The organism is Amycolatopsis sp. NBC_01307, assembly GCF_035975215.1.
Taxonomy (GTDB): Bacteria; Actinomycetota; Actinomycetes; order Mycobacteriales; family Pseudonocardiaceae; genus Amycolatopsis.
The window spans coordinates 1,848,050-1,873,884 of the sequence record NZ_CP108403.1 but is presented as its reverse complement, the minus strand read 5'-3'; the positions used below and the strand labels follow the sequence as shown (position 1 = coordinate 1,873,884).

The 25,835-nt window shown below is 71.1% G+C and carries 23 protein-coding genes; 10 read left to right on the top strand and 13 right to left on the bottom strand.

The genetic code is table 11. From position 1 onward, the window contains the following. Positions 1–3: 3 nt before the first annotated feature. From OG439_RS08045 to OG439_RS08005, 9 genes are all read right to left on the bottom strand, one after another. A complete protein-coding gene (locus OG439_RS08045) occupies positions 4–816 on the bottom strand; it encodes a CIS tube protein (protein ID WP_326948731.1) in 813 nt (270 codons plus the stop codon). 4 nt (positions 817–820) lie between these two features. Continuing rightward, positions 821–1,339, bottom strand: coding sequence for a phage tail protein (locus OG439_RS08040; RefSeq protein ID WP_326948730.1), 519 nt, complete (start codon positions 1,337–1,339; stop codon positions 821–823). A 3-nt stretch (positions 1,340–1,342) separates the two neighbouring features. Further along, a complete protein-coding gene (locus tag OG439_RS08035) occupies positions 1,343–1,804 on the bottom strand; it encodes a phage tail protein (RefSeq protein WP_326948729.1) in 462 nt (153 codons plus the stop codon). A 23-nt stretch (positions 1,805–1,827) separates the two neighbouring features. Further along, positions 1,828–4,518: a DUF4157 domain-containing protein gene (locus OG439_RS08030; RefSeq protein ID WP_326948728.1), complete on the bottom strand. Its 2,691-nt coding sequence runs from the start codon at positions 4,516–4,518 to the stop codon at positions 1,828–1,830. A gap of 38 nt (positions 4,519–4,556) precedes the next feature. Further along, on the bottom strand, positions 4,557–4,712 hold the full coding sequence (locus OG439_RS08025) for a DUF6760 family protein (RefSeq protein WP_326948727.1): 156 nt from the start codon (positions 4,710–4,712) through the stop codon (positions 4,557–4,559). Beyond that, entirely contained in the window at positions 4,709–5,107 is a 399-nt protein-coding gene (locus tag OG439_RS08020) for a phage tail assembly protein (protein WP_326951507.1), read from the bottom strand. Before OG439_RS08020 ends, OG439_RS08025 begins: the two co-directional genes overlap by 4 nt. Before the next feature lie 11 nt (positions 5,108–5,118). Then, complete coding sequence (locus OG439_RS08015; protein ID WP_326948726.1) at positions 5,119–5,580, bottom strand: phage tail protein; 462 nt, start codon at positions 5,578–5,580, stop codon at positions 5,119–5,121. A gap of 7 nt (positions 5,581–5,587) precedes the next feature. Then, positions 5,588–7,120, bottom strand: a complete 1,533-nt coding sequence (locus tag OG439_RS08010; protein WP_326948725.1) for a phage tail sheath family protein — start codon at positions 7,118–7,120, stop codon at positions 5,588–5,590. Between the two features lie 174 nt (positions 7,121–7,294). Further along, a complete protein-coding gene (locus OG439_RS08005) occupies positions 7,295–9,775 on the bottom strand; it encodes a hypothetical protein (protein ID WP_326948724.1) in 2,481 nt (826 codons plus the stop codon). A gap of 213 nt (positions 9,776–9,988) precedes the next feature. Here OG439_RS08005 and OG439_RS08000 point away from each other — a divergent pair, with 213 nt between their 5' ends. Genes OG439_RS08000 through OG439_RS07990 form a run of 3 tightly spaced genes read left to right on the top strand, consistent with a single transcriptional unit; the run spans position 9,989 to position 12,823 of the window. Beyond that, the gene (locus OG439_RS08000) at positions 9,989–10,657 is read left to right on the top strand and encodes a Pvc16 family protein (protein ID WP_326948723.1); all 669 of its coding nucleotides are present in this window, start codon (positions 9,989–9,991) and stop codon (positions 10,655–10,657) included. Beyond that, positions 10,654–11,850, top strand: a complete 1,197-nt coding sequence (locus OG439_RS07995; protein WP_326948722.1) for a lytic transglycosylase domain-containing protein — start codon at positions 10,654–10,656, stop codon at positions 11,848–11,850. The genes OG439_RS08000 and OG439_RS07995 overlap by 4 nt, the downstream gene beginning before the upstream one ends. A 13-nt stretch (positions 11,851–11,863) precedes the next feature. Beyond that, positions 11,864–12,823: a hypothetical protein gene (locus OG439_RS07990; RefSeq protein ID WP_326948721.1), complete on the top strand. Its 960-nt coding sequence runs from the start codon at positions 11,864–11,866 to the stop codon at positions 12,821–12,823. On the opposite strand, the gene OG439_RS07985 is transcribed toward OG439_RS07990, so the two are convergent. Both OG439_RS07985 and OG439_RS07980 read right to left on the bottom strand, forming a co-directional pair. Further along, the gene (locus OG439_RS07985; RefSeq protein ID WP_326948720.1) at positions 12,820–14,430 is read right to left on the bottom strand and encodes a PucR family transcriptional regulator; all 1,611 of its coding nucleotides are present in this window, start codon (positions 14,428–14,430) and stop codon (positions 12,820–12,822) included. The two genes, OG439_RS07990 and OG439_RS07985, sit on opposite strands and share 4 nt — an antisense overlap. A 187-nt stretch (positions 14,431–14,617) precedes the next feature. Next, complete coding sequence (locus OG439_RS07980) at positions 14,618–15,646, bottom strand: C40 family peptidase (protein WP_326948719.1); 1,029 nt, start codon at positions 15,644–15,646, stop codon at positions 14,618–14,620. A gap of 246 nt (positions 15,647–15,892) precedes the next feature. Here OG439_RS07980 and OG439_RS07975 point away from each other — a divergent pair, with 246 nt between their 5' ends. The 7 genes from OG439_RS07975 (at position 15,893) to OG439_RS07945 (ending at position 21,683) form a co-directional block, all read left to right on the top strand. Beyond that, a complete protein-coding gene (locus tag OG439_RS07975; protein ID WP_326948718.1) occupies positions 15,893–16,585 on the top strand; it encodes a class E sortase in 693 nt (230 codons plus the stop codon). 1 nt (position 16,586) lies between these two features. Beyond that, positions 16,587–16,745 (top strand): hypothetical protein, encoded by a 159-nt coding sequence (locus tag OG439_RS07970; RefSeq protein ID WP_326948717.1) that lies wholly within the window; start codon positions 16,587–16,589, stop codon positions 16,743–16,745. A 27-nt stretch (positions 16,746–16,772) separates the two neighbouring features. After that, positions 16,773–17,105: a DMT family transporter gene (locus OG439_RS07965; protein WP_326948716.1), complete on the top strand. Its 333-nt coding sequence runs from the start codon at positions 16,773–16,775 to the stop codon at positions 17,103–17,105. A 38-nt stretch (positions 17,106–17,143) separates the two neighbouring features. After that, on the top strand, positions 17,144–17,383 hold the full coding sequence (locus OG439_RS07960) for a cold-shock protein (RefSeq protein WP_326948715.1): 240 nt from the start codon (positions 17,144–17,146) through the stop codon (positions 17,381–17,383). Between the two features lie 34 nt (positions 17,384–17,417). Beyond that, positions 17,418–19,583, top strand: coding sequence for a hypothetical protein (locus OG439_RS07955; RefSeq protein WP_326948714.1), 2,166 nt, complete (start codon positions 17,418–17,420; stop codon positions 19,581–19,583). Positions 19,584–19,723: 140 nt separating this feature from the next. Beyond that, entirely contained in the window at positions 19,724–21,166 is a 1,443-nt protein-coding gene (locus OG439_RS07950; protein ID WP_326948713.1) for an LCP family protein, read from the top strand. A 130-nt stretch (positions 21,167–21,296) separates the two neighbouring features. After that, positions 21,297–21,683, top strand: coding sequence for an STAS domain-containing protein (locus tag OG439_RS07945; protein ID WP_326948712.1), 387 nt, complete (start codon positions 21,297–21,299; stop codon positions 21,681–21,683). A gap of 17 nt (positions 21,684–21,700) precedes the next feature. Here the strand turns inward: OG439_RS07945 and OG439_RS07940 are convergent, their stop codons facing one another. Both OG439_RS07940 and OG439_RS07935 read right to left on the bottom strand, forming a co-directional pair. Continuing rightward, positions 21,701–23,143, bottom strand: coding sequence for a putative adhesin (locus OG439_RS07940; RefSeq protein WP_326948711.1), 1,443 nt, complete (start codon positions 23,141–23,143; stop codon positions 21,701–21,703). Positions 23,144–23,204: 61 nt separating this feature from the next. Then, complete coding sequence (locus OG439_RS07935) at positions 23,205–25,793, bottom strand: hypothetical protein (RefSeq protein ID WP_326948710.1); 2,589 nt, start codon at positions 25,791–25,793, stop codon at positions 23,205–23,207. Between the last annotated feature and the right edge of the window lie 42 nt (positions 25,794–25,835).

Below are 25,835 nucleotides of genomic sequence, written 5' to 3'. Positions count from 1 at the left end.
GGATCACCGCCGTTCGCCGGGGTGGGGCAGGTAGAGCACCCGGCCGGGCCGGACCCGCAGCGGATCGTCGATCCCGTTGCTCTCCGCGAGTTCCCGCCACGTGCCGGGGTTGCCGTAGCGCTCGGTGGCGATCTGCTGCAGGTTCTCCCCCGCGGTCACCATGTGCCCGCTCCGCCCGGGCGGGCCGCCGGAGGTCGGGTTGGTCGGGTAGGAATCGATGAAGTTCGGTTGTTCCTTCAGGTCCAGGGAAACCTTGGCGCGGATCGGGATCCCCAGGTCGGTGAACCGGGTGTAGGAGATGGTGACGCTCTGCAGCATCACGGTGTAGAGGAACGCCGCGGTCGGCGGACCCCAGGAGAACGCCAGCATCGGCAGCCGGGTGGCGAGGTCCTGGCTGATCAGCCCGAGCTTCTTGACGTTGCGCGCCGACTTGTTCCGCGGGCCGTTGAGCGAGTTCTTGCCGGTGCGCCGCGCGACGTTGGCCGCCCCGCCCAGCGCGGCCCCCACCTGGCTGCCGCCCGGGCTGGCCCAGCCGAGCAGGGTGTCGCACCGCGGTTTGGTGTCCATCCCGGTGAAGGTGATGTCGCCGATGGTGATGGTGCTGGCCTCGCTCTTCTTGAACTGGCTGCCGGTGGCACCGCGCGGTTTGATCGTCCGCGGGCCCACCATCCCCCTGGTCTTCAGGTCGACCCGGCGTTGCAGCTGGATCTTGGTGGGATTGAAGTCGAACACGACCATGCCCGGTATCATCACGTCGAGGCTGGTCAGCATCGCCTTGGCCTGGCCGGCCCCGAGGTCGTCGAATCCTTCGGCCATCGGATCACCCTTCGCTGTGCAGGAAACCTTCGTGGACGAGTTCGAGGGCCTCGATCGCGAACTCGGCAGACTTCGCGTCCAGGTCCGGCCCCTTCCACGACTTGGGGAACACGTTCTGGAGAGTCCACTTCAGAACTTCCTGGTTCGACGCGTCGAACAACGTGATGGTCGCCGAACCGCCCCGGTACGATCCGTCGCCGTTGACCCAGTGGTCGACCATGTCCCGCAACCACCCCTGGACGGCCTTCGAGCCGTCGGGCGTCATCACGCGTTCGAGCCGGACCGTCTGGTACTTCAGCCCGTTCGGCAGGTACGCCTGGGTCTCGTAGTGCCCGCCGTCGACGACGTTCTCGGTCTCGAAGTCGACGGCGATCCCCTTGCAGCTGCGCCAGAAGCCGAGGTCGATCTTCTTCAGGTTGTCCTCGGTGACCACGCCGAAGCGCATCGTCATGCCGAGCGACGGGCCCTGGGCCTTGGCCGCGCCGGAGTGCCGGCCCGCCGGCATGAACAGATCGGACGCCACGGCTCAGCCCGCTTTCTGCTCGTCGTCGAGGAAGCCGAGGTGCTGCAGTTCCAGCGTCTCCAGGGCGACCTTGCTCGACCCGGCCTCGAACCCGGCGATGCTCCACTTGGCCGGGACGACGTTGCGCAGCTCCCACTCGGTGACCGCGTCGTTGTTGGCGTCGTACAGCTTGAGCGTGCCGGTGTAGAACTTCGGCTTGGTCGCGCCCTCGTTCAGCCACTTCTTCACCACGTTGGTGTCCTTGCACGCGGCGCGTTCCAGCTTGATCGTCTGGTACTTCGTGTTGCCCGGGTAGAACCAGCGGTGGTTCCACGAGTCACCGGCGCGGTACTCGGCGACGTCCCAGGTGACGTCCAGACCCGTGACCTTCGACCAGGAGCCCAGATCGTAGGAACCCTGGTCGATCACCACCCTGAACCGGTTCGCCATCCCGAGCAGCTGCTTGTCGTCACCCTTGATCGCCATCGCCTTCTCCTAGCTGCTCTCTCTCAGAATCGGATGTCCCGCAGCCAACCGTGCCGCTCGCGGTCGACCAGGACCTCGGAGTTCAACTTCAGCCTCACGAAGCGGTAGATCTGCGCGACCAGCTCGGCCGAGTCGATGTCCGCCGGGTCGATCTGCGGTCGTCCCGAATCGGTCAGCGTCCGGCCGGGCCCGGTGCGCACGACCGGACCGTCACCCCGGAGGCCGCCGAACAGGTACGAGTCGTCGTGCTCGTCGTCCGCGGTCTTCTCTTCGACCTTCGTCTCCGGCTCGGGCGGGAGGTCGAGGACTTCCCGCTCGGTCTTGCGGTCGAGCCGGAACCCGAGCATGCCGCCCCAGGTCTCGGCCAGGTCGAGACCGACCTCGCGGCCCCAGTGACCGAAGTCGTCGAGCTTGCGCTCGGCGCGTTCCCGCTTGGCCTCCTCGGCTTCTTCCTTCTCCGTGGCGAGCCTGCTCACCGACGACGAGCTCGCGATCGCGGGCAGTTTCCTGGTCGCGGTCGTCCCACCGGCGTCGAGCACACCGCCCAGACCGAGCGACGACTTGCCGGCTTTCGCGGTACCTCGCGAAGCCGGCGCGGCGCCCGGTGTCTCGGCGGCCTCGGGCGGGTCCGGGTCCTCTTCCCGCGTCCCGCCGAGGGTGAACCGGGGCAAGGCCGCCGGCTTCCCGGCGGCCGCGGCCGCCGCCGGATCGGCCGCTCTCCGACGTCCGGACGGCGATCCCGCCCCGGCGGGCGTCGCGCCGGCTCCGGGCCCGTCCTCGGCCTTCGCCGAGCGCTCCGTCTTCTCGTCGGCTTCCGGTGCCAGCCCGAGGATCTCGCGTTCGGCCTCCCGGTCGAACCGGAACCCGAGCATGCCGCCCCAGGTCTCGGCCAGGCCGAGGCCGACCTCGCGGCCCCACTGGCCGTACGTCTCCAGCTCCCGGTCCTTGCCGAAGACCTCCTCCCCGCTCGCCGACGCCGGATCGCCGAACACCGTGGCCTGCCTGGTCTCCCAGAGGTAGGCGGCGAGTTTCTCGACGCTGTCGTGGGACAGGACGGATCCCGGGTTGAGCAGGTTGTACTGCTTGGCGAGTTCGCCGAGCTCGTACTTGAGCTCGGTTTCGCTGGTGTTCTCCCACCTGAGCGGGACGAGGTCCTCGTTGGACGCCAGGAAGTGCGCCAGTGCCCTGGCCTGCTCCTCGGGTTCGAAAACCTGCTCGTTGCGGCGGATGTTGATGTCGCGGAACAGGTCCTTGAGCTCCGCCCGGGTCTCGTCCTCGTCGACCGCCGCGCGCTGCACGGAGTCGGTCAGCACCACGTCGGGCACGACGTCGCCGAAGACCAGTGTCGTGCCGTCCCGGTGGGCGATGCCGCGCCGGACGAGTTCTTCGGCGATGCGGTCGGCGTAGTCCTCCGGGTCGAGGACGTCCGCCGGTGCCGCGGCGGGCAGGCGCGGCGGTGCGGCCGGGTGCGTCATCCGGACGTCACCGCCGAAGTCGCGTTCGGTCTGCCGGGCCTGGTTCTCCAGCCGCCGTCCTTCGGCGCTGTGCTCGTGCGCGACGGTGGTCGTCGTGCGCTGCTGCACCACGTGGGTCAGCTCGTGCGCGAGCAGCGACCGGGCCTGCCGTCCGTCGATCGGCCCGGCTTCCGCGGGCAGGTACACCTCGCCGCGCGCGGTGAACGCGCGCGCGTTCAACGCCGAAGCCCGGTGCGAAACCTCGGGTCCGCGGTGCACCGGCACCTGCGTCACGTCGGTGCCGAACCGGCGCTGGAAGTGGTCGGCGATGTCACCGGGAACGCCCGAGGGCCGGACCGGCGCGGGCAGGTCCGCGGCGAACTGCTCCGGCCGCTCGGGCAGCCGCGCCGTGACGGGGTGGCCGAGGACCCGGTAGGCCGGGCGCGCGGGCGCGGTGACCGGCTCGGGCCGGGGCACGGGCGGCGGCGTGACCGGTTCGGGCCGCGGTTGCGCCGCCCGCGGCGGCGGGGGTGGCGGCTCGGGCTCGGGCGGGGTTTCGGGCGGCTCGCCGCCGCCGTCGTCGTCCGGGCCCTCGTCGCGGCCGTCGGCCGGGTGGACGGGCTCGGGCCCCTGCGGGTGGCTCAGCGACGGCTGGCCGAGCCCGACCCGCCGGCTCTGGCCGAGGTTGCGGCGCCGGGGCTGGGGTTCGCGCTCGGGCGGCGCGGTCGGCGACGGGTGCGTCAGGAACGCCGGGAGCGGGGCGCCCGCCACCGTATCCTCCGCCGGCGGTGGCGTGGCCCGCAGCCAGGCCGGTGCGCGGAACGGCTCGGCGGGCTCTCGTGCCTCCCCGACGTAGGAGTCCGTCGCCCGGGTGAGCACCGGGTGGGTCAGCCGCGGCGCCGCCGGCGCGGGCCGCACCGGCGGCCGGGCACCGCCGGACGGCGAAAGCCGCGACCCGCCGTCGTCATCGGGTTCCGCCAGGACCCGCGGCGTCGCCAGCCCGTGCACCAGTCCGCGCGCCACCGGCACGTCGTGCTCGACGACGTGCTTGCGCACGAGCAGCGGCCGGGTGGTGGCGATCTCGGGCTGCGCCTGCAGCCGCGTCCCGACCAGCGGCGCGGTGAGCGGGATGGTCGGGCGCAGCGGGGCGACGGCGGCCCACGACGGCCGGGGGGCGGCCGGCGACGGCGGACGGGGGGACGGCGGTGGCTCCGGGACCACGGATTCGGTGGTCCGGCGCCGGAACGGCCAGGACGGCATGGGTGCTTCCTCGGTCTGCTGCCTGGGCGGGTGGCCGCTCAGCCGGCGTTGATGGCGTCGTGGATCTTCGAGATCTCCCCGATCACGGTCAGGCGGTGCGCGTGTTCGAGGTCGAGGATCGTCTCGAGCGGCCAGTGGAAGTAGTAGGCGACGTACGCGACCTCCTCCCAGAGGCGGTCGGCCGCGTACGTCACGATCCCCCCGGGGCATCACCTGCCACGTCGACCGCGAAGGCGTGCCCGCAGGAGGGACAGCCGACCTCGACCGCGGTGTGCCCCTCCTGGTTCACGCGGCGGTAGAGGTCCTGCAGGAACGCGAGGTCGGAGGCGAACAGGCTCTCGATGACGAACGAGTCGACCGCGACCACCGAACCCAGCTTCGTCACCGTGCGCTCGAGCAGCAGCACGGTCAGGTAGGCGGGGTTCTGCCGGACGCGGGGATCGTTCTGCGGTGCCAGTTCGTCGCGCGCGGTGGCCAGGCGCATGACACCTTCGCGGTGGACGTTGCCGGCTTCGTCGACGTACCCGCGCGGGAGCGTGAACGGGTACTCCGTGCGCAGCGTCCCGGTGTCGTGGTCCGGGCGGGGCATCGCCGCGGTGCTCACGGCGACACCCGCTGGAGGTGCTCGCAGACGATGGTGACCGTCTCCATCAGCACTTCGCTGCTGCCGGCGCGCAGGGCGCCGATCTCCAGCTTGGACGGCCACGCGTTCTCGAGGTAGTACCGGGCGACCGGCTTGCCGTCGAAGTTGTACATCACCAGCGAACAGCTCTTGCGCGCGGCGACGATGTTGCCCATCAGCACCGCCTGGTGCCAGGACCACAGTTCCATGCCCATCGTCTTGCCCCGCTTGAGCACGACCGTCGGCGGCTTCGCCTTGCCGGGCAGCTTCTTGAAGCTGATCTCCCGGTCCGAAGAGGACATGTAGTCGACGGGTTCGACCTCGGTGGTGATGCCCGACAGCTCCGAGAACGAGGCGACCTCGTAGCCGTCGATGGTGATGGAGAACCGCGCCGCGGTGAGGGCGTCCTGCGACTGCTGCGGTCCGAGCCCTGCCGTCATGCTGACCTCATTCCTCGAGTGACGATCCGTCGGAGAACTGCGAGATGCGGAAGACCACGAACTCGGCGGGCTTGACCGGCGCGATGCCGATTTCGACCGTCAGGATCCCCTGGTCCCGGGCTTCGGCGGGGTTGTTCTCCTCGTCGCACTTGACGAAGAACGACTCGTTCGGGGTGCGCCCGAACAAGGCGCCGTCGCGCCACACGCCACGCAGGAACATCGTGATCGTCCGTTTGACCGAGTCCCAGAGCTTGGGGTCGTTCGGCTCGAACACCACCCAGTTCGTGCCCTGCAGGATCGATTCCTCGACGAAGTTGAACAGCCGCCGCACGTTCAGGTAGCGCCATTCGGGGTCGCTCGAGAGCGTCCGCGCGCCCCAGACGCGGATGCCCTGCCCGGGGAAGGAGCGCAGGCAGTTCACCGCGATCGGGTTGAGCAGGTCGTGCTCCCCCTTGGTGATCGACAGCTCCAGCGAGATGGCGCCGCGGACGATCTCGTTGGCCGGTGCCTTGTGGACGCCGCGGGTGGCGTCGTTGCGCGCCCAGATCCCGGCGACGTACCCGCTGGGCGGCACGTGCACCGGCCGCCCGCCGACCGGGTCCATGACCTTGACCCACGGCCAGTACACCGCCGCGAACTTGCTGTCGTAGCCGGTGATCTCGGTGCGCCAGTTCTTGACCTGCTGGGCGCCGAGCCCGGGCGGGGTGTCGAGGATGGCGACACGGTCGGCCATCAGCTCGCAGTGCGCGATCATGGCCAGCTGCACGGCCTTGACGCCGTCGAGGTCGATCGCGCCCTGCTGGTGGCTGGCCATGAGGTCGGGCACGCACAGCATGGTGATCTCGTCGATGGCCTCCAGCCCGGCGAACCCGGTGCGCTCGGCCGCGTTCCCGACGTAGTCCTGGGCCCCGACGTCCTGGCTCTGCTCGGCCACCACCCCGGCGAGCGGGACCAGTTCGTTCTTCTGCGGCACCGCGACCGCGCCGGACGACTTGGCCTCCTCGATGGCGATCAGCTTGGAGCGCTGCTTGACCGTCGTGGCGACGTTGTTGCTGCCCCGCTTCATGGACACGTTGTCGAAGGTCTCGACGACTTCGCCGGCGCGCTTGACGACCAGCTTGAAGTTGTCGTCGGTGTTCTCGCCGGCTTCGCCGATCTCCACGGAGAGCTGTTCGCCGTCGGCGCCGGCTTCGATGGCGCGCACGGTGAAGGCGCGCTTGCCGTCACCGCCGATCGCCGGCACCTCGGCGCGAGCGGCGACGGGCTTGCTCTCCCCGTCGGACCCGACGCGCACGACGTAGGCGACGCCGCCGCCGTTGAGGAAATAACCGTAGACGGCCGGGGCGAGGTAGGAGCCGGTCACGAAGTCCCCGAAGACCTGGGTGAACTGGCTCCAGTTCGTCACCAGGGTCGGTTCGTCGAGCGGTCCCTTCTCGGCGAACCCGACGAACGCGCACACGGCGGTGCCGACTCCCTCGATGGGCCTCGAGCCGGACGCGACTTCCTCCATGTACACGCCGGGTGCGAGATAGCTGGGCATTGGGCCTCCCTGGGCTGACTTCCTACCGCTGGTCGAGCTTCACATCCGCGGAGACGATCAAGGTGCTCGGTCGGTACCGCGGACCGGGCAGCCGGCACTGCCTCTTCGGGCAGTGCCCGCCGGACGGCCGCGCCGGGTCCCCGGCCGGGGACCCGGCGCGGCCCGCCGCCGGGCTCAGGCCGCGTCGAGGGGGTACGGAACGCCGTGTTCGAACGAGTCGTCGGCGCTGTGGATCCGCCACAGCAGCCCGTCGCCCGGGCTGCGGGCGTGGCCGAAGTAGAGGGGCTCGTCGGGCACCTGCAGCGGGTCCAGGTGCTTCTCGGCCCACTCCTGGAGCCCGCTGTCCAGGAGGTCACGCCAGAAGTCCACCGGTACCTCGTCCGGAACGGGCTCGAGGGACAGCCGCTGCCAGAGGAGCACGGCGAGCGGGCTGCGCTGGTCCCCGGGCTCGTCGAGCGGGTGCGGGCCGTCGGAGATCCGGGCCCGGCCCTCCGCGCTGACGGCGATCCGGGCGTGCCCCAGCAGCACCTGGCGGCCGACGGTCGCGCGCACGTGGGTCTGGAAGTAGAAGTACCCGTCTTCGTCCCCCAGGAACTGCTCGGTGAGCGTCGCCACGGTCATCGGCAGGGTCTCGTTCCGCGGGCCGAGCGCCGTCAGGAAGTACTCGTCGACCTGGAACACCTCGCTTTCCCGTTCGAACGCCTTGACGACGAGTTCGGCGGCCCGGCGGCGGTCGTCCGGGGTGAACCGGCCGTTCCAGACCCAGCCGCGTTCGCCGTTCAGGTCGACGTAGAACGCGTCGTGGCCGGCGTCGTAGCTGTGCACCGTCACCTCGCGGTCCGGGTCCTCGCCGACCGCGTCGAGCTGGGACCAGGCTTGCTGGAGCGCGGTCAGCAGCCGCTCCCGCCGCTCCGGCTCGGTGACGCGCAGCTCCTTCGGGTTCAGCTGTTCGCCCCACTTCACGATCAGGCCGAGTCCCTGGATCACCTCGCCGACCACCGGCATCGCGGCGACGACCTTCATCTTCGCGGCGTCGTCCTTGAGCGTCTTGATCGCGGTCCGGGCGGCGACGTCCAGCACGCCCGGCAGACCGGCGGCCATGCCACCGGCGACGGCCGAACCGGTACCCGGTGCGCCGTCCTCGCCCGCCGCTTCCGCGGCTTCCTTGGCGTCGAGTTCCTTCAGCTTGGCGGCGTACTCCGCGCCGAGGTGCCGCTCGACCGTCTCCCGGTCGCCGGCCGCGGAGTAGGCCACCAGGCCCCTGATCATCTCGGCGACGATCGTGTGCGCCGCGCTGATCGCCGAACTGACCAGCGCCGTGACCTCGGGCGCCAGCGGGAACGCGGCCACGCCGCCCAGCCCGGCGGACACCACGCACATCCGCAACGTCCAGACCAGCGTTTCGGCACCGAGCAGGCAGCCGTTGACCACCGGGAAGGCCGAGGCGAAGTTCTCCTTGAGCTTGCCGGCGGTGCTCTTGCGCGCCCACTCGTCGCACAGCTTGGCGGCCCGCACGGTGGCGTCGCCGAGGTTCTCCAGCGCGGCGAGGTAGTGCTGCCAGGCCCGCCCGAGCTCCTCGTACTGCGCGGGACCGATGAGCGGCCCGGGGTCGTTCCGGGTGTCGCGGCCCGCCACCCGTTTCGGGTCGAGGCCCCGCAGCACGCCCGTCGTGCGGCGCAGTTCACCCTCGCACGACATGAGGGCGGTGTAGGCGGTTTCGAGGAGTTTCGTGGCTTCGCCACGGGTTTTCCAGCCTTCGGCCTTGACGTAGGCAGAGTAGGTCTCGGCGAAGACCGGCTTGAGTTCGGCGGTGGCCGCCAGCATCTTCGTCTCGACCGTGATCAGTCCCTTGACGTCTTCCGGGCCGAACCGCGCGACGCGGCCGGCGGTGTTCGCGCCCGCCAGGCGCCGTTCGGCCTCGACGCCGGCGTCGGTCTTCTTGGCGGCTTTCACCCGGGCGTCGATCTTCTCCCGCAGCTTCGCGCAGGTGTCCAGGAAGGCCGGGAACGCGCTGTTCCACGCCGATTCGTCGGCCTTGCCCAGTTCCTTGGCCAGCGCCGTGTAGCTCCGCCCGTGGTTCCGGAACCACTTGCGGATGGCCGTGAACGACTTCGCGCTGCCGGGGTCCTGGCCGGCGAGCCACGCCGTGAAGAGGTTCCGCCAGTCGGGGTTGTCGTGCTTCATCAGCTCGCGCAGGTTCTTCGGCCGGCTCTCCTCGACGACGAACCGCACCCGCATGTCCGGTGGCAGCCAGGAGAAGCCGCCGGAAAGCGTGCCGGCGGGCACCCCGTGGCGTTCCTGCTCGACTTGCTCGGCGAGGGCCGCGAGGTGGTCACGGATCTGCCCGCAGAACTCGCGGAACCGCCCGATCGTGCCGTTCCACTCCCGCTCGTTGGCCTTCGGCAGCTTCAGGTCCGGGTACTTCCCGGTCCGGTCGTAGGTCTCGGACATCTCCGCGAACGCCCGCGCCGCACCGGGACCGGCTTCGCCGGCGACCGTCGGCAGCCAGAGCGTGAACAACCGGCGCCACCGCCGGTCCTTGCCCAGCAGCTCTTTCAGGCTGTTCGGGCGGCTCTCGCGCACCACGAAACCGAGCGTGAAATCGGGCGGGAGGAACGTGAGGTCGAGGTCGGTGGCGGATTTCGGCTTCGTCATCGTCAGGCTCCCAGCAGTCCGGAGGACCGCAGTATCACGCCGGGCGAGCCGGCTCCGAGGTGGCTCCCGGCGAAGGCGGAAGGGCACCCCGGCGTGCTCTTTCGGGCAGGTGCACCACATTCCCGGCCGGCTGCCCGACCGGGCAGCACCCGTGCACTCGCCGGTGCGCGACCGCTCGTCGGCGGCGAGCCGCCCGCCCCGCACGCTGGGGCGGTGATCCGAGATGTGGACGACGCACTGAGCACGCTGCTGCGGCGCTCCCTGGACGGCGGCACGGTCGTGAGCCTCGGCCGGCCGGCGGGCGAGCCGGGCGAGCACGCGGTCCTGCACCTGGTGCTGCACAGCATCGCCGAAGCGGTCGAAGGCCGCGGCGCCGCCGAGTGGAGCGAGGTCCGGGACGACCGCGGTCAGGTCGTCGGGCGGCAGCCGCCGCTGCGGCGGTACCGGATGCAGTACACGGTCTCGGCGCGAGCGGCCACGCCCGAGGCCGAACACGCGGCGCTCGACGCGGTCCTCACCGCGTGCGCGGTCCACGACGTACTGCCCCCGGACGTCGTCGGCGACCGGCTCGCGGCGACCGGCTTCCCGGTGACCCTGGAGCTGAACGGCCTGGTGGCGGCGAACCCGAGTGAGCTGGGCAACGTACTCGGCGGCGCTTACCTCGTCCTGGACGTGACGGCACCGCTGCTGCCGCCGATGCGCACCGAGATCCCCGCGAAGGTCGAGCAGCTGCAACTGGAGGCCGGCGCGCGCGACGAGCGGACCCGCGACCGGACGATCGCCGGGCACTGGCGGTCGGCGCGGACCGCGCCCGATTCGCGCTGGTCGCAAGTGCGCGTGCGAGAACGCGTCCGGCCGGAGAACGACCGGGAGGCCGAATGAGCACGCCGGTGAAGCGCTACATCACCCGGGAACCGGTGGTTCCGGGACGCACGACCGTGTTCGGCTACCGCCGCCCGCTCGCGCTCGCGGGCGTGTCGGTGTCGATCGCCGCGCTGGTCGCGTCCCTGGCCCTGGGCTCCGCCCGCGACACCGTGCTCTCGACGGCCGCGCAGGACGAACCCGCGCCGGCCGGGACACCCGCGCTGCCGGTGCTGCCGGTGGTGCCGGTCCTGCCGCAGCAGAACGCGATCCCGGTCGTGCCGCCGATCGCGGCGCTGCCCGACGGGTCGCTCCAGCCGGTGGTGCCGGCGCTGGCGTCGGCCGGGATCCCGGCCGTGGCCCTGCAGGCGTACCAGCGCGCCGCGGCCTTGCTGGCCGGGGCCGACCCGGGCTGCGGGCTGAGCTGGACCGTCCTGGCCGCGATCGGCCGCGTGGAGACCAACCACGGCCGGTTCGGCGGATCGGCGTTGCGCGCGGACGGCGAGACCACCGTCCCGATCCGCGGGCCGCAGCTCACCGGCAGCCCGTTCGCCCTGGTCCGCGACACCGACCGGGGCGCGCTCGACGGCGACCCGGTCTACGACCGCGCGGTCGGGCCGATGCAGTTCCTGCCCGGGACCTGGCGGTCGCTGAAGGCGGACGGCAACCTCGACGGCCGCTCCGACCCGGACAACGTGTTCGACGCCGCACTGGCCGCGGGCCTCTACCTGTGCAGCGGTCCGGGCGACCTGCGCGACGACGCACAGCTGCGCACCGCCATCCTGCGCTACAACCATTCCGACGACTACGCGGACACCGTGCTGGCGCTGGCGAAGTCGTACGGGTCCGGGTACGTCACGGCCGCCGACGGCCCGGTGCCGCCGGTGCCCGCCGCCGCCGCGGCCCGCCCCGGAACCGGGGCGGGCGGTGCCGCCGGGGTGCCGGCACCCGCGCCGGCCGGCACGGTCAGCGGCCCGGGCGCCTTCATCCCGGACTCGGGTACCCCGGAGCCCGCGGCCACGGTGCCGGGCTCCGGCCCGGGGTCGCCGGTGGTGCCCCCGCCGGCGAGCACGAGCACGCCCCCGGTCACGACCCCGCCCGCGGAAACCACCACGGCACCCACCAGCCCGCCACCCGCACCGGCGGAAACCACGAGCACACCCCAGCCCCTGCTGTCACTGTCGCTGCTCGGCGTGACGGTGAAAGTGCCCTGACCGAGGAGATGTCATGACGCAACCGCGAGAGATCCAGTTCCCCGGCTGGTGGGAGAGCACCTTCACCCGCGACGAGAACGCCGTGAAATCCTTCGAATCCGGGTCGACGCTCGTCATGGGGCGCTACGCCGAGCTTCGGGACACCTTCGCCGGGCACAGCATCGCCGAAGTGGCGGAGCAGTGGTACGACGACGCCCGGAGCGGCTTGACGCGGCTCATCGACACGGTCGTCCGGGTCGTGCAGGACCGGACGGACGACGCCCGCCGGAGCATCCCGCGGGCCGAGCGGGCCAAGGCGGCCTACGACCGGGCCGAGAAAGCGAAGACGGCCAACCGGAACTCCGAGCTGAGCGCGGAACTGGAGCAGGAAGCGGCGGCGGCCCGCAGCGGCTACGACCACCTCGTCCGGGACTACGACAGCGCGGTCGGCGACGTCCAGCGCCTCGAGGGCTTGACCACCGAGCTCTACGAGCTGCTCACCGCGCTGGACGACGCGCGGGCCCGGTACGTGCCGGTGCCGGCCGGGCCCGCCTCGGCGGACCCGGACCGGGAAGCGCCCGGCACGGAGAGCATCCAGCTCGCCGAAGGGGAGGTCGGGCGGGTCACCGATCCCGGCGAGATCACCTTCACCCCGGTCTCGAGCTGCCTCACCGTCGTGGTGACGACCACGACGCCGGCCGGGGCCACGATCCGCACCGGTGCGCACCTCAGCCTGATGCCCACCGCCGACGGGTACGCCTCGGACGAGATCCTCGACGCCTTCGTCAAGAAGTTCAACCCTGACGAGACGTACATCGACTGTGAGCTCGAGGGCGATCTGGGGTCCTGGAGCGAGGCGTACCTGGAGAAGCCGCTGTGGAATCGCGACGGAACAGCCAACTACTCCGCCGAAGAGATCGAGAAGCTGCCCGCGGGCGACATCAGGGGCATGTTCCTGTTCCGTCTCAACGACGTCTGCAAAATGGACTTCTAGTGGGTCTCGTCGGTCTCGACGATGCGGCAGGCCATGGACAGCGCCAGCCGCTCGTCCGGGTCGTCGAGGTCGACTCCCAGCAGGTCGCGGATGCGCCGCAGCCGGGTGGTGACGGTGTTGCGGTGGAGGTTCATCGCGTCGGCGGTCAGCCCGATGGACGACCGGTTGTCCAGGTACGACCGCAGCGTTTCCAGCAGCTGACCAGACTGGACCCGGCGCAAGGGGGCCAGCACCGAGCCGGCGTAGGCCCGTAGGTCGTCCGAACCCTGCCAGGACAACAGGATCCGGGAGACGCCGAGATCTTCGACGTGCTTCACCCGGCGCACCGAGCGGTCCGTGCGCGCCAGGGTCGCCGCGTCCCTCGCGTCGCTGAGGGTCGACGCGATGCCGACGATGCCGACGTGCGGCCGGCCGATCCCGGCGAAGATCTCCCACTGCGCGGGCATGGCTTCGAGGGCCTTGCGCACCCGTTCCCCGAACTCGCGCTGCTGCACCATGGACGGCTGGTTGAACGAGGTCACCCAGACCGACCAGCCGTCCGGGCGTTCGACGAGGGTGCCCTCGATGCCGGCCGCCGTGAGCACCCGGCGCACCCGCTCGAACTGCATCAGCACGAAGTCACGGTCGTCGTCCCCGCCGCGCAGTCCGATGTGGACACCGGTGTGCCAGCCGTAGAGCCGCCACCCGGCGGCCACCGCTTGGTGGACGGTCTCCTTGCCGACGGACTCCCCGCGCTCCAGGAGCTCGGTGAGCAGCTGGGACCGGGACCGCGCGTTCTGCTCGGCCGCCAGCCGCTCCTCCGAAAGCCAGGCGGCCATCGACGGTTCGAGGATGGACAGCAGATCGGCGGCGTTCTCGATGACGTAGGGCCGGCTGGATTCGAGCCGCAGCGCGAGCCACGCGACGGTGCCGCGGGCGGCCGGCCCGTACACCGGCTGCAGCAGCAGGGTGCCGCCGGCGACCGGCAGCTGCTGCGGCACGGAAAGGTCGAGCCGGGCGGAGCCGGGCAGGGGCTGCGCCGCGCCCAGCAGGAGCGACCCGTCCCCGGCGAGCACCGTCGCTTCGAGACCGGCGACATCGCGCAACGCCCCCAGCACGACGTCCGGGGTCCGGCGCCGGGAGCGCAGCCGGCGCACGAGTGCCTCGACCTGCGCCGCCCGCGTCAGCTGGGGCGAGCGGAGCAGGACGGCCAGCGCGTGCGCGAACGACCGGGGCTCGTCGGATTCCACCGCGATCAGCGGGATCATCAGCCGGTCGGCCAGCCGGATCGTCGAGGAGATCAGGTGACCGTGGGCGCCGACGAGCAGGATGGCGCTCGCCGCACCGTCACTGGCCCGGCGCAGCCCCGCCTCCAGGAGGTAGGGCGGCAGCCCCTCGGCGCTCTCGTGGACGAGGACCTGGTCGGTGCTCTCGGGCAGTTCGTTGCCGTCCCACCACTGCATGTCCACGACCGGCCGGTCGGTGCCGCGACCGCCCGCGAGCACCCGGGCGTCCCGCAGCAGCAGGTCGGCCAGCAGGTCCTCGACGGTCAGCGAGCGGGCGCCGCGCTGGGTCGAGCCGTCGCCCGCCATGGGGGTCCGCGGCATCGGCGTGGTGTCGAAGCGCACCGGCAACCTCCATGGGTCTGGCCCCCCGGACGATGATGATCAGACACAGACAGTCACATGGCAAACGATCCCGTTCGGCCGTTCGGCCAAGTACTCTCGTCTATTCGTACCTCAAAAGTGAGACAAGCGCCAGACTTATGTCAAATTTGGTCACTCCCCGTTACGAGGGCGGCGGGACTGCGCGGACTCAGGGGAGCACTCTCCTGATCATCGTGATCGGGCCGATCGCGTCGATCGCCGAGATCTTGACCGGCTGACCGAAGGTCGGCGCCTGCACGGCCCGCGTCCCGTCCAGCGCCATCGCGACGTGCTGCACGGGGCGGTAGTAGAAGATCAGGTCCCCGGCCCGCACCTCGGCCCGGCCCACACCCTGGCCCACCTTCGCCTGGTCCGCCGACACGCGGGGAACGCGGACGCCCGCCGCCGCGTACGACGTCTGCACCAACCCGGAACAGTCGTAGGAGTCCGGCCCGGTCGCCCCCCACACGTACGGCTTGCCGAGCTGGGCCAGCGCGAACGTCAGGATCGTGCCCACCGCCCCGGCCGGCACGGCGACCGGGGTCGCGGGCACGGCGGCGTCGGTCTGCAGGAGCGACTTCTGGTCGGCGGGGATCCGGTCGAGGGCGGCGCGGACGGCCGAGATCTTCCCGTCCAGCTCGTCACGGCGGGTCCGGACCGCGTCCGCGGCGGCCTGGGCCGTGCCCTCGGCGGCCGCGGCGGCCTCCTCCCGGGTAGCAGCCTGCTCGCGGAGCGTGGCCGCTCCGGCGGCTTCGGCGTCGGCGTCGCGCAGCGCGGAGTCGTCGGTGAGCCCGGCCAGCAGGCCGGCGTCCGCCGCGGCCCGGAACCCGCCGACGTCCCCGGGGAGGAGCAGGTCGCGGAGCGGGTCGTCGCCGCGGGTAGCCGAGAGGAGGGCGACAAGCCGCTGCTCGGCCGCCGCTCGCCCGTCCGCCACCCCCTGCGCCTGCTGCCACCGCTGAGTGGCGGTGGCCGCGGCGGCGCTCGCGGTCCGCGCGGCCTGCTGGGCCGCCGTCAGGTCGTCCTGCGCCTCGAGCACCTGCTCGTTGACCGCTTCGGCCTCGTGCCCCAGATCCAGGTAGTGCGTCACCAGCCCCGCCACCGTGGTCGGCGCGTCTTCGGCGCGTGCGGGCAGCGCTGGTCCGACGAGCAGCAGGGCGGTGACGGCGAGGACCTTCACCGCCGGGGACGAAGACCGCATGCGCGCACTCTTTTCGGTCGGCGACGGCGAGCACCGCCGACGCTACGAGCGGGCCGCCGAAACCCCGCTCGCCTTCGGTGTGGCGGGTCGGGCACGCCGGGCTGCCCGATCGGGCCGCGCGCGCCGTGATCCGCTGCCGCGGGCCGAAAGGCTGCCCGATCGGGAGCGGTGCGCCGGACCGGCCGGCCGAGGGTGGAACCCACGGATCAGGATCGGACGAAGCCAGGAAGCCGGAAGGAGGCCGACATGGTCGCCACCGCGAGCACCCGCGTGTACCCACCGCCGCCGGCGCCCCTGCGCGTCCTGCGCACCGCCGTGGGGACACTGGCCGAGCTGATCCTCACCTTCGCGGTCGTCCTGGGCCTGCTGGCCGCGTGGGAGGTCTGGGGCAAGTCGGCCGAGTACCAAGCGGCCCAGCACGAAGCCGGCCGGCAGCTCGACCAGCTGTGGAGCGCGCCGGTGGCCGCACCGGCGGCGCCGGACCCGGGGGCACCGTTCTCGCGGCTGTACGCCCCGGCACTGGGAGCACAGTGGACGATCGTCGAAGGGGTCACCCAGGCGGCGCTGCGCAAGGGGCCCGGGCACTACCCCGGCACCCAGCCGCCCGGCGGGGTGGGGAACTTCGCGGTGGCCGGGCACCGCTCGCCGAGTGTCTTCTGGAACCTGGACCGGCTCCACGCGGGTGACGCGCTGGTGGTGGAGACGCGGACGACGTGGTTCGTCTACGTCGTGAAACGCAGCGAAGTGGTGCAGCCGACGCAGACGTCGGTGGTCGCGCCGGTACCGGACGCGCCGGGCACACCGCCGACGGCCGCCGCCATCACGCTCACGACGTGCAACCCGAAGTGGAGCAACAAGCAACGGCTGATCGTGTTCGGCGAGCTGGCGCGGACACAGGACAAGACGCAGGCCGGCAGGCCCGCGGAACTGGGGGCCTGACGTGTACGGCCGGCTGTGGCGCGTGCTTCCGGGCGGCGCCCTCCTGAAGACCGCCATCCTCGCCGTGACGGCCGCGTTGATCGCCCTCGGCCTGTGGTACTGCGTGTTCCCGGTCGTCGACCAATGGCTGCCCTTCTCCGATTCCACGGTCACGCCGTGACGTGCCCGTGCCGCTCGAGGTGATCGCATGCTGAAGTGGTTCCTGCTCGGACTCGCGGTGCTGGTCGAGGTGTTCGCGACGGTCTGCCTCAAGCTTTCCGACGGCCTGACGCGGTGGCTGCCCGCGATCGGTGTGATCGCGGGGTACGGGCTTTCCTTCTTCCTCGACGCGCAGGTCGTGCGGCTCGGGCTGTCCATCACGATCGTCTACGCGGTCTGGTCCGGCGGGGGCATCGCGCTGGTCGCGCTGGCCAACCGCGTGTTCTTCGCCGAACCGATCGGGCTGGGCATGGCGGCCGGCCTGGCGCTCATCGGCGCCGGCGTCGTGCTCGTCTGCACGGGCAGCCACGGAACCGCTTGACCCGAACCGGTTTCCCCGAGAATCGCCCAGGAGAAGAGATGCCAGAGAACAAGACCATCGGCAAGGTCAAGTGGTTCAACGCGGAGAAGGGTTTCGGGTTCATCGCCCGTGACAGCGGCGACGACGTGTTCGTCCACTACTCCGCGATCCTCGGCCAGGGTTACCGCACGCTGACCGAGGGCCAGGTCGTCTCCTTCACCGTGGTGTCCGGGGACAAGGGCCCGCAGGCCGGCGCCGTCGAGGTCGCGGGTGGGCACGCGCAGCCGCATCGGCGCTGAACCCCCGTCAGCCCGTACTCAGGAGGTGAGTCGCATGTCGACACCCGGTGTTCCCGGATCGGTGTTCCCGCCCGCCGAGCTCAAGCTGGGCAGCAGCTGGTGGACGAGACAGAATCCCGGCTCCACGGTGACGGCCGTCTACCAGTGCGCGGACTTCCCGGCCTTCCACATCACGCTGTTCCTCGGAACACCGCCGGACACGACGTCCTGCAGCCAGGTGCACGCCACCCCCAACCTGCCGGTGTTCCAGAACCTGCACGTCTGGTACGGCGGGGACCACAACTTCCACGGCGGCGCCGAGCACTTCCTGAAGCTGAAGAAGCAGCAGCGCGACAACGCCCACGACTGGTACAAGAGCCATCAACCGCACATCGCGGATCTGCTGACGACGGCGTACGAGAAGCTGTGGGCGGCGAAGAACGCCGCCTACCCGGTGGCGAACCCACCGGTGGTCACGGCGCAGACCGCGACGAAGCCGAAGGCCGAGAAGTGGGAGGCGGCGCAGAAGACCGCCGGGCAAAGCAGCAAGCAGCACCAGGCCGAGGTGCACCAGCGGAACGAGGAACTCAGGCAGGTGCGAGAACTGCTGGACTACGCCTCGGCGAACTTCCCGGACGCCGAACCGGCGGGGAAGACTGTCGAGTTCGTCTACGACTACCGCAAGTGGTCGGTGCCGCTGTCCAAGGTCGTCACGGTGTGGGCACCGAACAAGGACAAGCCGGGCCGGATTCCCCAGACGCCCTTCACATCATTGCTCTCCTCGTGCTCCGTGTCCGCTCTTTTCTTCCTCCACGGCGATTTGAAGGGCGCCGGGCGGGTCGCGTACGCGGTCGACCCCGGCCACTGCTCGGCGCTCGAGTTCGACGTGTCCACCACCGACCCGGTGACCGTGGCCCTCCGCCGGCAGCAGAAGAGGCTCGCCCACCTCGAGGACCACGTCGTCGAGCCCGCCGGGTACGCCGTCGACCACGTGTACCTGCTCTTCGCGGGTGGATCGGTGCCCGCGGAAGGCTGGTACGCGTTCGACCCCGGGCTCAGCAGCTCCACCGCCCACGATGCCGCGATCGGCTTCAAGGTGACCCACAACAAGCTGCCGCGGTGCGTGGTCCGGCTCGACCCGGACGGGACCGAGTTCTGCCCCGTCGAACTGCTCACGTTCGTGACCGCCGGATCGATGGACCGCAAGACCAGCGGAACGCTGGAATACCCCGTTCCGCAGAACGCGCTGACCGGCTGGGTGAAATCGCTGCCGCGGGCGACCTACGACGCGCACACCGGGACTCTGTCGGTCGGCGGTCTGCAGACCGCGTTCGGCCACCTGCAGACCGCGATCAACACCGGGAAAGTGACCTACAAGCCGGAGGAGGCGCGCCGGGAGTACCGGATGCCCGCGTACTTCGTCACCGGCGGCAAGAGCAAAGAGGCCTTCTTCGACCTGAGCGGCCTGAACCTGGTGCCGCCGGCCGCGGGCCCGGCGCCGAAGCAGGCGAAGCTGCCGCAGGCGAAGTACGACAGCGGACACGAGCTGCTCGTCTGGCCGGACACCACGAAGTTTCCGCTGCCCCAAACGGTGCTCCGGACACTACCGAAGATCTCGCCGGAGGACGCCTCGCCGGATCAGTGCGTGCGGATCGGCGATGCGGGCGTGGTCTACCTGCTCGACCTGTACGAAGCGACGCCGTCCTGCACAGTGCTCGGGAGGCTCGGCGACCTGATCGTCCTGGAGTGTCCGCGCGGCCTCCGTGTCGCGACGCACGTGCTGCCGGCCTGCGAAACCTGCGACGACGTGATGGTCATGGACGGTGGCTTCATCGGCTGGATCAACGGCACCGTCGCGTATCCCCTGCGCGAATACCTCCTGGAGCACGACCTCGTCATCACCGACGGCCAGAAAGTGGCCGACCTGACCGACGCCGACGGCCGGAAGTGGTGGCACGTCAAGGTGCAGGGCACCGAATGCTGGGTCGGCGAGCACGACCTCCAGCAGGTCGTCACCAGGGTCGGCCTCCAACACGACCTCCAGCAGGTCGGCACCAGCGGCGGCCTCGAAGACGACCTGCTGCTCTACGAGTGGGTGCAGCAGTCGCGAGGTGCCGGCATCGTGCTGATCGTCGACGACCACGCGCAAACCTGGCTGACGAACCCGGCCGCGCTCAGCGCCGCGGAACCGAAACCCGCGGAGAGTCCGTCCGCGAACTGAAACCGCGGTCCGATCGGCCTGGCCGGCCGGACCACCCGCGCCGGCCCGTTCGTGCCGGTGAGCTTGGTCACCGGGCCGGACGGCCAACCGCCGGACCGGACCGCGCATCCCCTGGGAGAAGCCGACCGAAGGGGAATCCCGTGCACCAGAAGCAGTGTCCGAACCGGACCCGGCGGCGCCGCCGCCCGTTGCTCGTGGCAGGCAAGGTGTTCGCCGGTGCGGCGTCGGCGGTGGTCCTGGTGTGCACCGGGATCGCGGCGACGACGGCCGGCAGCCTGCTCGACGGCGTGCAGACGTCCGAGGCCCTCGCCGGCGGCGCCCACTCCACCGGCGGTGCCCTGAACATCCTCCTGATCGGCCTGGACTCGCGGAAGGACCAGAACGGCGACATGCTGCCGCCGGAGATCCTGGACCAGCTCCACGCGGGCGACGGCACCGAAGGCGGGTACAACACCAACACGCTCATCCTGCTGCACCTGCCCGCCGGTGGCGGACGCGCGACCGCGGTGTCCATCCCCCGTGACGACTACGTGGCGGTCCGCGGCATTCCCGGGCGCGGCCACGCCAAGATCAAAGAAGCCTACGGGCTGGCGAAGTTCCACGCCGAGACGGCGCTGAGGCAGCAGGGGGTCACCGCCAAGACCGAACTGGAGTCCCGCGGCCGCGAGGCCGGCCGCCGGGAAACGCTGCAGACCGTCCGGGACTTCCTCGACGTCCCGATCGACCGCTTCGCCGAGGTCAACCTCGCCGGGTTCTACGACCTGGCCGACGCACTCGGCGGCGTGGAGGTGTGCCTGAACCACCCGGTCCGGGACAGCTACTCCGGCGCGGACTTCCCGGCGGGCCGGCAGGTTCTCGACGGCGCCCGCGCGCTGGCCTTCGTGCGCCAGCGGCACGGCCTCGCCAACGGGGACCTCGACCGGACCCGCCGGCAGCAGGCGTTTCTCGCGTCCGTGACGCACAAGCTCCGCGACGCGGGTACTTTCACCGACTTCGGAAAGCTCAGCGCGCTGATCGAAACTGCGCAGCAGGACGTCGTGGTGTCGGCGGGCTGGGACCTGCTCGCGTTCGTTCAGCAGGCCCGCGACCTCACCGGCGGGAACCTCGAGTTCTCCACGTTGCCGATCGAAGGCTTCGCGACGGTGGACGGTCAGGCCGTGAACGAAGTCGACGTCGAGAAGGTCCGGGCGACGGTGCGGCAGGTGTTCGAGCCGACGGCCGAAGCACCCCGATCGATCGCCGACGTGCTCAACGCGTCCGGCCGCGTCGGTCTGGCCGCGTCGGCCGCGGACGTACTGGGACAGCACGGGTTCCGGGAAGGCGCGGTGGGCAGCTCCCGGGTCCGGCGGACCACTGTGGACTACGGGCACGGTGCCGCGGCCGATGCCTTGCTGGCCGCGAAACTGCTCGGTGGCTTGCCGGTGCGTGCCACCGGATCGGTGGCGGCCGGGCACGTTCGGGTGATCCTGGGGGCCGACTTCGCACTGCCGGCCCCGGCGGACCGGGCCGATGCCGCCGTTGCCCCGGGCACCCGGCCGCCGGACGGCACCGTCGACGGCGGCGGCATTCCCTGCGTCGACTGATCGGCCGTCCCGGGCGCCGGATCCGGGTGACCGGCCGGACAGGCCGGTCGGGCCCGGCACGCGAAGCGATCGGCCACGATGACCCGGAACGCCTTGCCCGTGGCCGCGGAGCTTCGGCACAGTGCGTTCCATGACCGTTCTCGCCATCCCCCTCGAAAACACCGCACCCGCCGCGGATCCCGCGCAGCGGCTGGAGCTGAGCGTGCGCACCAGCGGGTCCGTCACGGTGGTGTCGGTGGCGGGCCGCCTCGACTGGGCTACCTGCCCGGCGCTGGCCGCCGAGCTCGAGACACTGCACGAGCGGGCGGCCGCGGTCGCGGTGGATCTGCGCGACGTGCTCGAGTGCGACGCTCTCGGCGTCAGTGTCCTGGTCGCGGCGCACGCCGCCTGCGCGGTCGCCGCCGTGCCGTTCGCGGTCGTCGCGCCGTCGGCACCGGTGCGGCGGCTGCTGCACCGGATCGGCATCGAAACCTTGTTCACGGTCACCGAGCGCGCCGCGGACCGCCCCGGCCGGTGAGCGGCCGGCCGGCGACTTCAGTCGACGAAGTCGAGCTTGTCGGCCGGGATCCCGGCGAGCTCGAGGTTCTCCGCGAACGCCGCCCGCAGGTGCGGCGGACAGCCCCGGACGTCGTACCCCGTCAGGAGGTTGCTCCGGAAGACGCCCTCGTACTCCATGCCCAGCGCGCGGACCCGGGCGAGGTGCTCGGCGGTGAAGTACCCGCCGGGTTCGAGCAGCACCACGGCGTCATTGGCCAGGAACGGGACCTCCTGGCCCCGCCACAAGTCGGCGAGCACCGCCTGGTTGCGCCGCGCCAGGTCGTCCCAGTCCCAGGTGTCCGGCCCGCCGGCGGCGCCGGGCGGGACGTCGAACCAGATGCTGGTCTCACCGAGATCTTCGAGCGCCTGGTAGACGGGACCGCGGGCGGCCGGTGGGCAGTCGATGACCACGAGGTGCGGCTGCTCGCCGACGACCGTGCGGTTGACCGCCGCGAAGGCGTGCTCCGGGTCGGCGGTGACGTACTCGATCACCGCGGCCGGGTGGTCCCCGCCGATGAGCAGCAGGCCGCCCGGGGTGAGCACGGCCTGGACCGGGTGGTCCGGCTCGAGCGCGGCGAGCGCCGCCGCGTTCCCCGTGGCGAGAGCGGCGAGGACGGCGGCCTCGTCGAGCGCGTCGTGCCCGGGTGCCCAGAACCGGGGGTCCTGGTTGTTCAGGACGGAGTCCGTGATCTCACCGGGAACGCGCAGCCCGTTTTCCGCGAGCCACCAGCGGAACGTGTCGTTGATCAGGAACCCCCGGCGGTCCTCTCCGGTCAGGTCCCTGGCGAACACCTCGCTCAGCGCGGCCGGCCCCCGGCGCGCGGCCGCGGCCAGGAACGCCAGCATGGTCAGGACGGATTCGGTCGGCTTGCCGCCGGACGGGTACGCGTGCTTGGCGAGGGCGTCGACGTAGCGCCCGTCCTCGGTGGACGGGTGGTAGTCGTGCCTCGCCCTGATTTCCGGGAGGAGGCCGGCGGTCGGCAGCTCGGCCGACTCACGCTGGCCACGGGAGGTGCCGTCCCAGCCGGTGTTGACCCCGACGGTGTTCCCGCCGACGGAGTTCAGCCGCACTGCGAGACAAGCCGCCCAGTGGATGACGCAGTCCGAGTTCGCGTCGTCGCCGAGGATGTCCGCGAGCCGCAGGTTCCGGTCGGGGACGAGCTGGCGGAAGAGCTGGTTGTCCGCGGCGATCCGGTAGACGTCCAAGCCGAACGGCGGCGCAATGGTGTAGTTGGGACACCACTCGCCGGCTTCGAACGTCCGCGTCGGATTGTCGAGCACCGCCGGGACGAGCTGCTCGATGTCCCGGCCCTTGGTGTCCGACAACAGGTGCAGTGGCTCCTGGTAGACCTTCAGCCGCTGGCCGGCCCCGAGCTCGACCCGCGGCGGCTGGGTCCGGGGATCGAACGAGCCGTGCCCGCTGACGATGAGATCACGCAACTTTCCGTTCCTTTCTGTCCGGCAGTGCCCCGGTCCGGCGTCGCGGTGCCGCCGGCGGTGCTCAACCCAGGTACTCCTCGATCATGTGCGCGTCGAGTGGCTGGTCGGTGTGGATCCGGACCGTGAAGCCGGCGTCGAGCACCACCGGCATGTCCACGTCCAGGTTCCAGTCGGACGTCCCGTCTCGCTCGTCCAGCGTGAAACAGCCGAGGGCGTTGCCGGGCACGGCGCTGGCGACGCCCACCACCGGAAGCGCGTAGTACAGCGTCCACGTGCCGGACGCCTCGTCGTACGTCGGGATTTCGTCACCGCGCAAGTGCTCCACCGCGTTCTTGTCCACCCCGTCCCAGACGCCGCACGCGGTGAATTCCCGGCTGCGCAGGACGAACCGGTCGTCGGAGCCGCCGGTCGCGGGAAGCCCGCCGCTGTGCCGCTCCTCGAAGTCCGCGAGCAGCACCTCGAAGATGGTGGCCACCGACGGGAGGGTGAACTCGGCCGGCACCTCATCCGCTTCGTCGACCTCACCGGTGATCAGCTCCGGTGCGCCGTCGGGGAACAGGACGGGCGGCTCGGCGTACTGGACCGTCACCTCACCCGTGTTCACGTTCTTCCAGGCCCAGCCCCGGATGTAGGCGAGCTTGCCCTTTTCCGGTTCCAGGATGCTCGTGGACGCGACAGCGGCCATCGGGTAGCAGAACCACCGTCCTTTGCGGATCGGCTTCGCGTCCGGCGGGAGGTCGACGACCTGGCCGGAGTCGGTGTCCCAGGCGTAACAGGCGCCGGTCACGACGCTGTACTCGAGGCTGCCCCGCGAAACGCCCTCCAGGTAGTCCTCCTCGACCTGCTCGAGGAACGCCTTGCGCAGGTCGCGCAGCGACACGGTCTTTCCGGCGGAGATCGATCGCGGCGTGAGTTCCGCTTCGGAAGTGACCCCGAGGACCAGGTCGACGTCGACACCGTCGCCCGAGCGCGTCGCCGGCACCTTCACCTCGGCGACGTGGTCGTCGTCCGTGGGCTCGTTCCAGACCGATCGGTCCCAGTCGAGGATGTAGGTCAGCTGACCGGTGCCGATCGTCATGTGCCGCTCGCGCACCTTCGCTCCGATCAGGTCCAGGGTTTCGAGCCGCCGGAAGCCGCCGTTTTCGTCGATGAACAGTTCCACGCCGTTCTCGGCCTTGAGCGTGATCCCGCTGCGGGCGATCGCGAGCACCTCGGCGTTCTCCAGCCGGACGCCGTTCTTGCGGGCCTGGACCGCGTCGGCGACCATCCGCACGAGCTGCTCGGCGCGCTGCGCCTGCGCCGAGGAAACCACCTGGTGCAGGCTCAGGTCCTGGGCCGCGGCGTAACTGCGCCAGTCCAGGATCGTGGCCCCCACAGCGAGCGCGGAGGTGATCCCCCCGGTCGCGTGAGCGACGCCGGCCGCGATGTGCCCCGCCGCGCTCACCGCTCCGGAGTGGGTCACGCGGTTGAGCAACGACGCTCCTTTTTCGAGCACCGTTCCGCCGATTTCACCCACGGTCAACGGAGCTTCACCGGCTTCGGCCACGGATACGGCGAGCTCTTCGTCGGTCTTGCCGCGGGCTTCCGTGAGCGCGCTGACGCGGGTCGCGCTGTCCCCGCGCCCCGACCGCTTCCGGGCCCAGCGGTTGACCTTGTCGAGCGTGAAGCCGACACCACCGGTGACCCCGGCGAGGACACCGACGGCCGTGGCAACGGGCAGGGCGGCGCCGGTGGCCGCGAGGATCCCGGAGACGACGCCGAGCCCGGCCGCGGCGGTCTTGATCGTCAGCACGATCCCGCGCGTCTGCGGGTACAGCGTCTCGAAGTTCTTGTCGACGTAGGCGTCGGTGCGGCTCGAGATCCACTTGTCGAGTTCGTCGAAGAGGTTCTTGAGCGCGACCACCGTGTTCTCGTACTGCTGCGCGTAGTTCCGCGCCTCGCTCAGCACGGCCTTGGCGGGGGCACCGAAGGCGCCCCCCTCGTCGCCGGGATCCTCCTTCGCGGCAGCTGCCTTCAGCCTGGCGCGCGCGGTGAGCAGGGCCGTGTAAGCCCGGTCGGTGAGTTCGAAGAGCCTGTCCTTCCCGGGGAACCCGTCAGCCGGCTGGAACGCGCCGACGGCCTGGCGCAGCGTCCCGATCGTGGTCGTCAGTTCCTGGTGGCTCTCGTCGATCCGGGCGGCCATCTCGCGCAGCGAGAGGTCCTGCGCCGAGGCCCGCTGGTGGACGCCGGCCTGGAACTTCTTGCCCTCGAAGCCCTTCCTGTCGGTCTTGGCCGCGCGCAGCACACCGTCGAGGTCGTCCAGGAACTTCTCGTCGTACCACTCGCTCAGCTGGCGGAGCAGTCCCGCGAGCCGGTCCGGTACCGCCGACCGGCCGCTCCCGTAACGGGGGTTCGCCGCCAGCCAGACGACGGCGTGCTCGTAGTCGTCCCAATCATGGTCGACGTCGGCGGCGAGCTGGGAGAACTTGACGGCGACCCAGCGCGCGAACAGGTTGTAGACGATCGCCCCGGCCGGGTCCGTGGGATTCAGCTGCCCGAGCACAGCGGGAACGTTGCGGTTGCGCCCCAGGCTGAGGGTGACCAGCTGCTGCGTGGTGATTTCGGCCGGAAGCCAGTCGAAAACTCCGCCGACGCCTGACATTTCCGACATGGGATCCCACCTTCTGTTCCTCGTGATCGGTCTGCGCTCGGG

Excerpts from the sequence above, each read along its gene's own strand:
- OG439_RS07965 (WP_326948716.1), top strand. The coding sequence starts at position 16,773 with ATGCTGAAGTGGTTCCTGCTCGGACTCGCGGTGCTGGTCGAGGTGTTC.
- OG439_RS08045 (WP_326948731.1), bottom strand. The coding sequence starts at position 816 with ATGGCCGAAGGATTCGACGACCTCGGGGCCGGCCAGGCCAAGGCGATG.
- OG439_RS08030 (WP_326948728.1), bottom strand. The coding sequence starts at position 4,518 with ATGCCGTCCTGGCCGTTCCGGCGCCGGACCACCGAATCCGTGGTCCCG.
- OG439_RS08020 (WP_326951507.1), bottom strand. The coding sequence starts at position 5,107 with ATGCCCCGCCCGGACCACGACACCGGGACGCTGCGCACGGAGTACCCG.
- OG439_RS07990 (WP_326948721.1), top strand. The coding sequence starts at position 11,864 with ATGACGCAACCGCGAGAGATCCAGTTCCCCGGCTGGTGGGAGAGCACC.
- OG439_RS07975 (WP_326948718.1), top strand. The coding sequence starts at position 15,893 with ATGGTCGCCACCGCGAGCACCCGCGTGTACCCACCGCCGCCGGCGCCC.
- OG439_RS07945 (WP_326948712.1), top strand. The coding sequence starts at position 21,297 with ATGACCGTTCTCGCCATCCCCCTCGAAAACACCGCACCCGCCGCGGAT.
- OG439_RS07995 (WP_326948722.1), top strand. The coding sequence starts at position 10,654 with ATGAGCACGCCGGTGAAGCGCTACATCACCCGGGAACCGGTGGTTCCG.
- OG439_RS08035 (WP_326948729.1), bottom strand. The coding sequence starts at position 1,804 with ATGGCGATCAAGGGTGACGACAAGCAGCTGCTCGGGATGGCGAACCGG.
- OG439_RS07980 (WP_326948719.1), bottom strand. The coding sequence starts at position 15,646 with ATGCGGTCTTCGTCCCCGGCGGTGAAGGTCCTCGCCGTCACCGCCCTG.
- OG439_RS07960 (WP_326948715.1), top strand. The coding sequence starts at position 17,144 with ATGCCAGAGAACAAGACCATCGGCAAGGTCAAGTGGTTCAACGCGGAG.
- OG439_RS07955 (WP_326948714.1), top strand. The coding sequence starts at position 17,418 with ATGTCGACACCCGGTGTTCCCGGATCGGTGTTCCCGCCCGCCGAGCTC.
- OG439_RS07935 (WP_326948710.1), bottom strand. The coding sequence starts at position 25,793 with ATGTCGGAAATGTCAGGCGTCGGCGGAGTTTTCGACTGGCTTCCGGCC.
- OG439_RS08005 (WP_326948724.1), bottom strand. The coding sequence starts at position 9,775 with ATGACGAAGCCGAAATCCGCCACCGACCTCGACCTCACGTTCCTCCCG.
- OG439_RS08015 (WP_326948726.1), bottom strand. The coding sequence starts at position 5,580 with ATGACGGCAGGGCTCGGACCGCAGCAGTCGCAGGACGCCCTCACCGCG.
- OG439_RS08010 (WP_326948725.1), bottom strand. The coding sequence starts at position 7,120 with ATGCCCAGCTATCTCGCACCCGGCGTGTACATGGAGGAAGTCGCGTCC.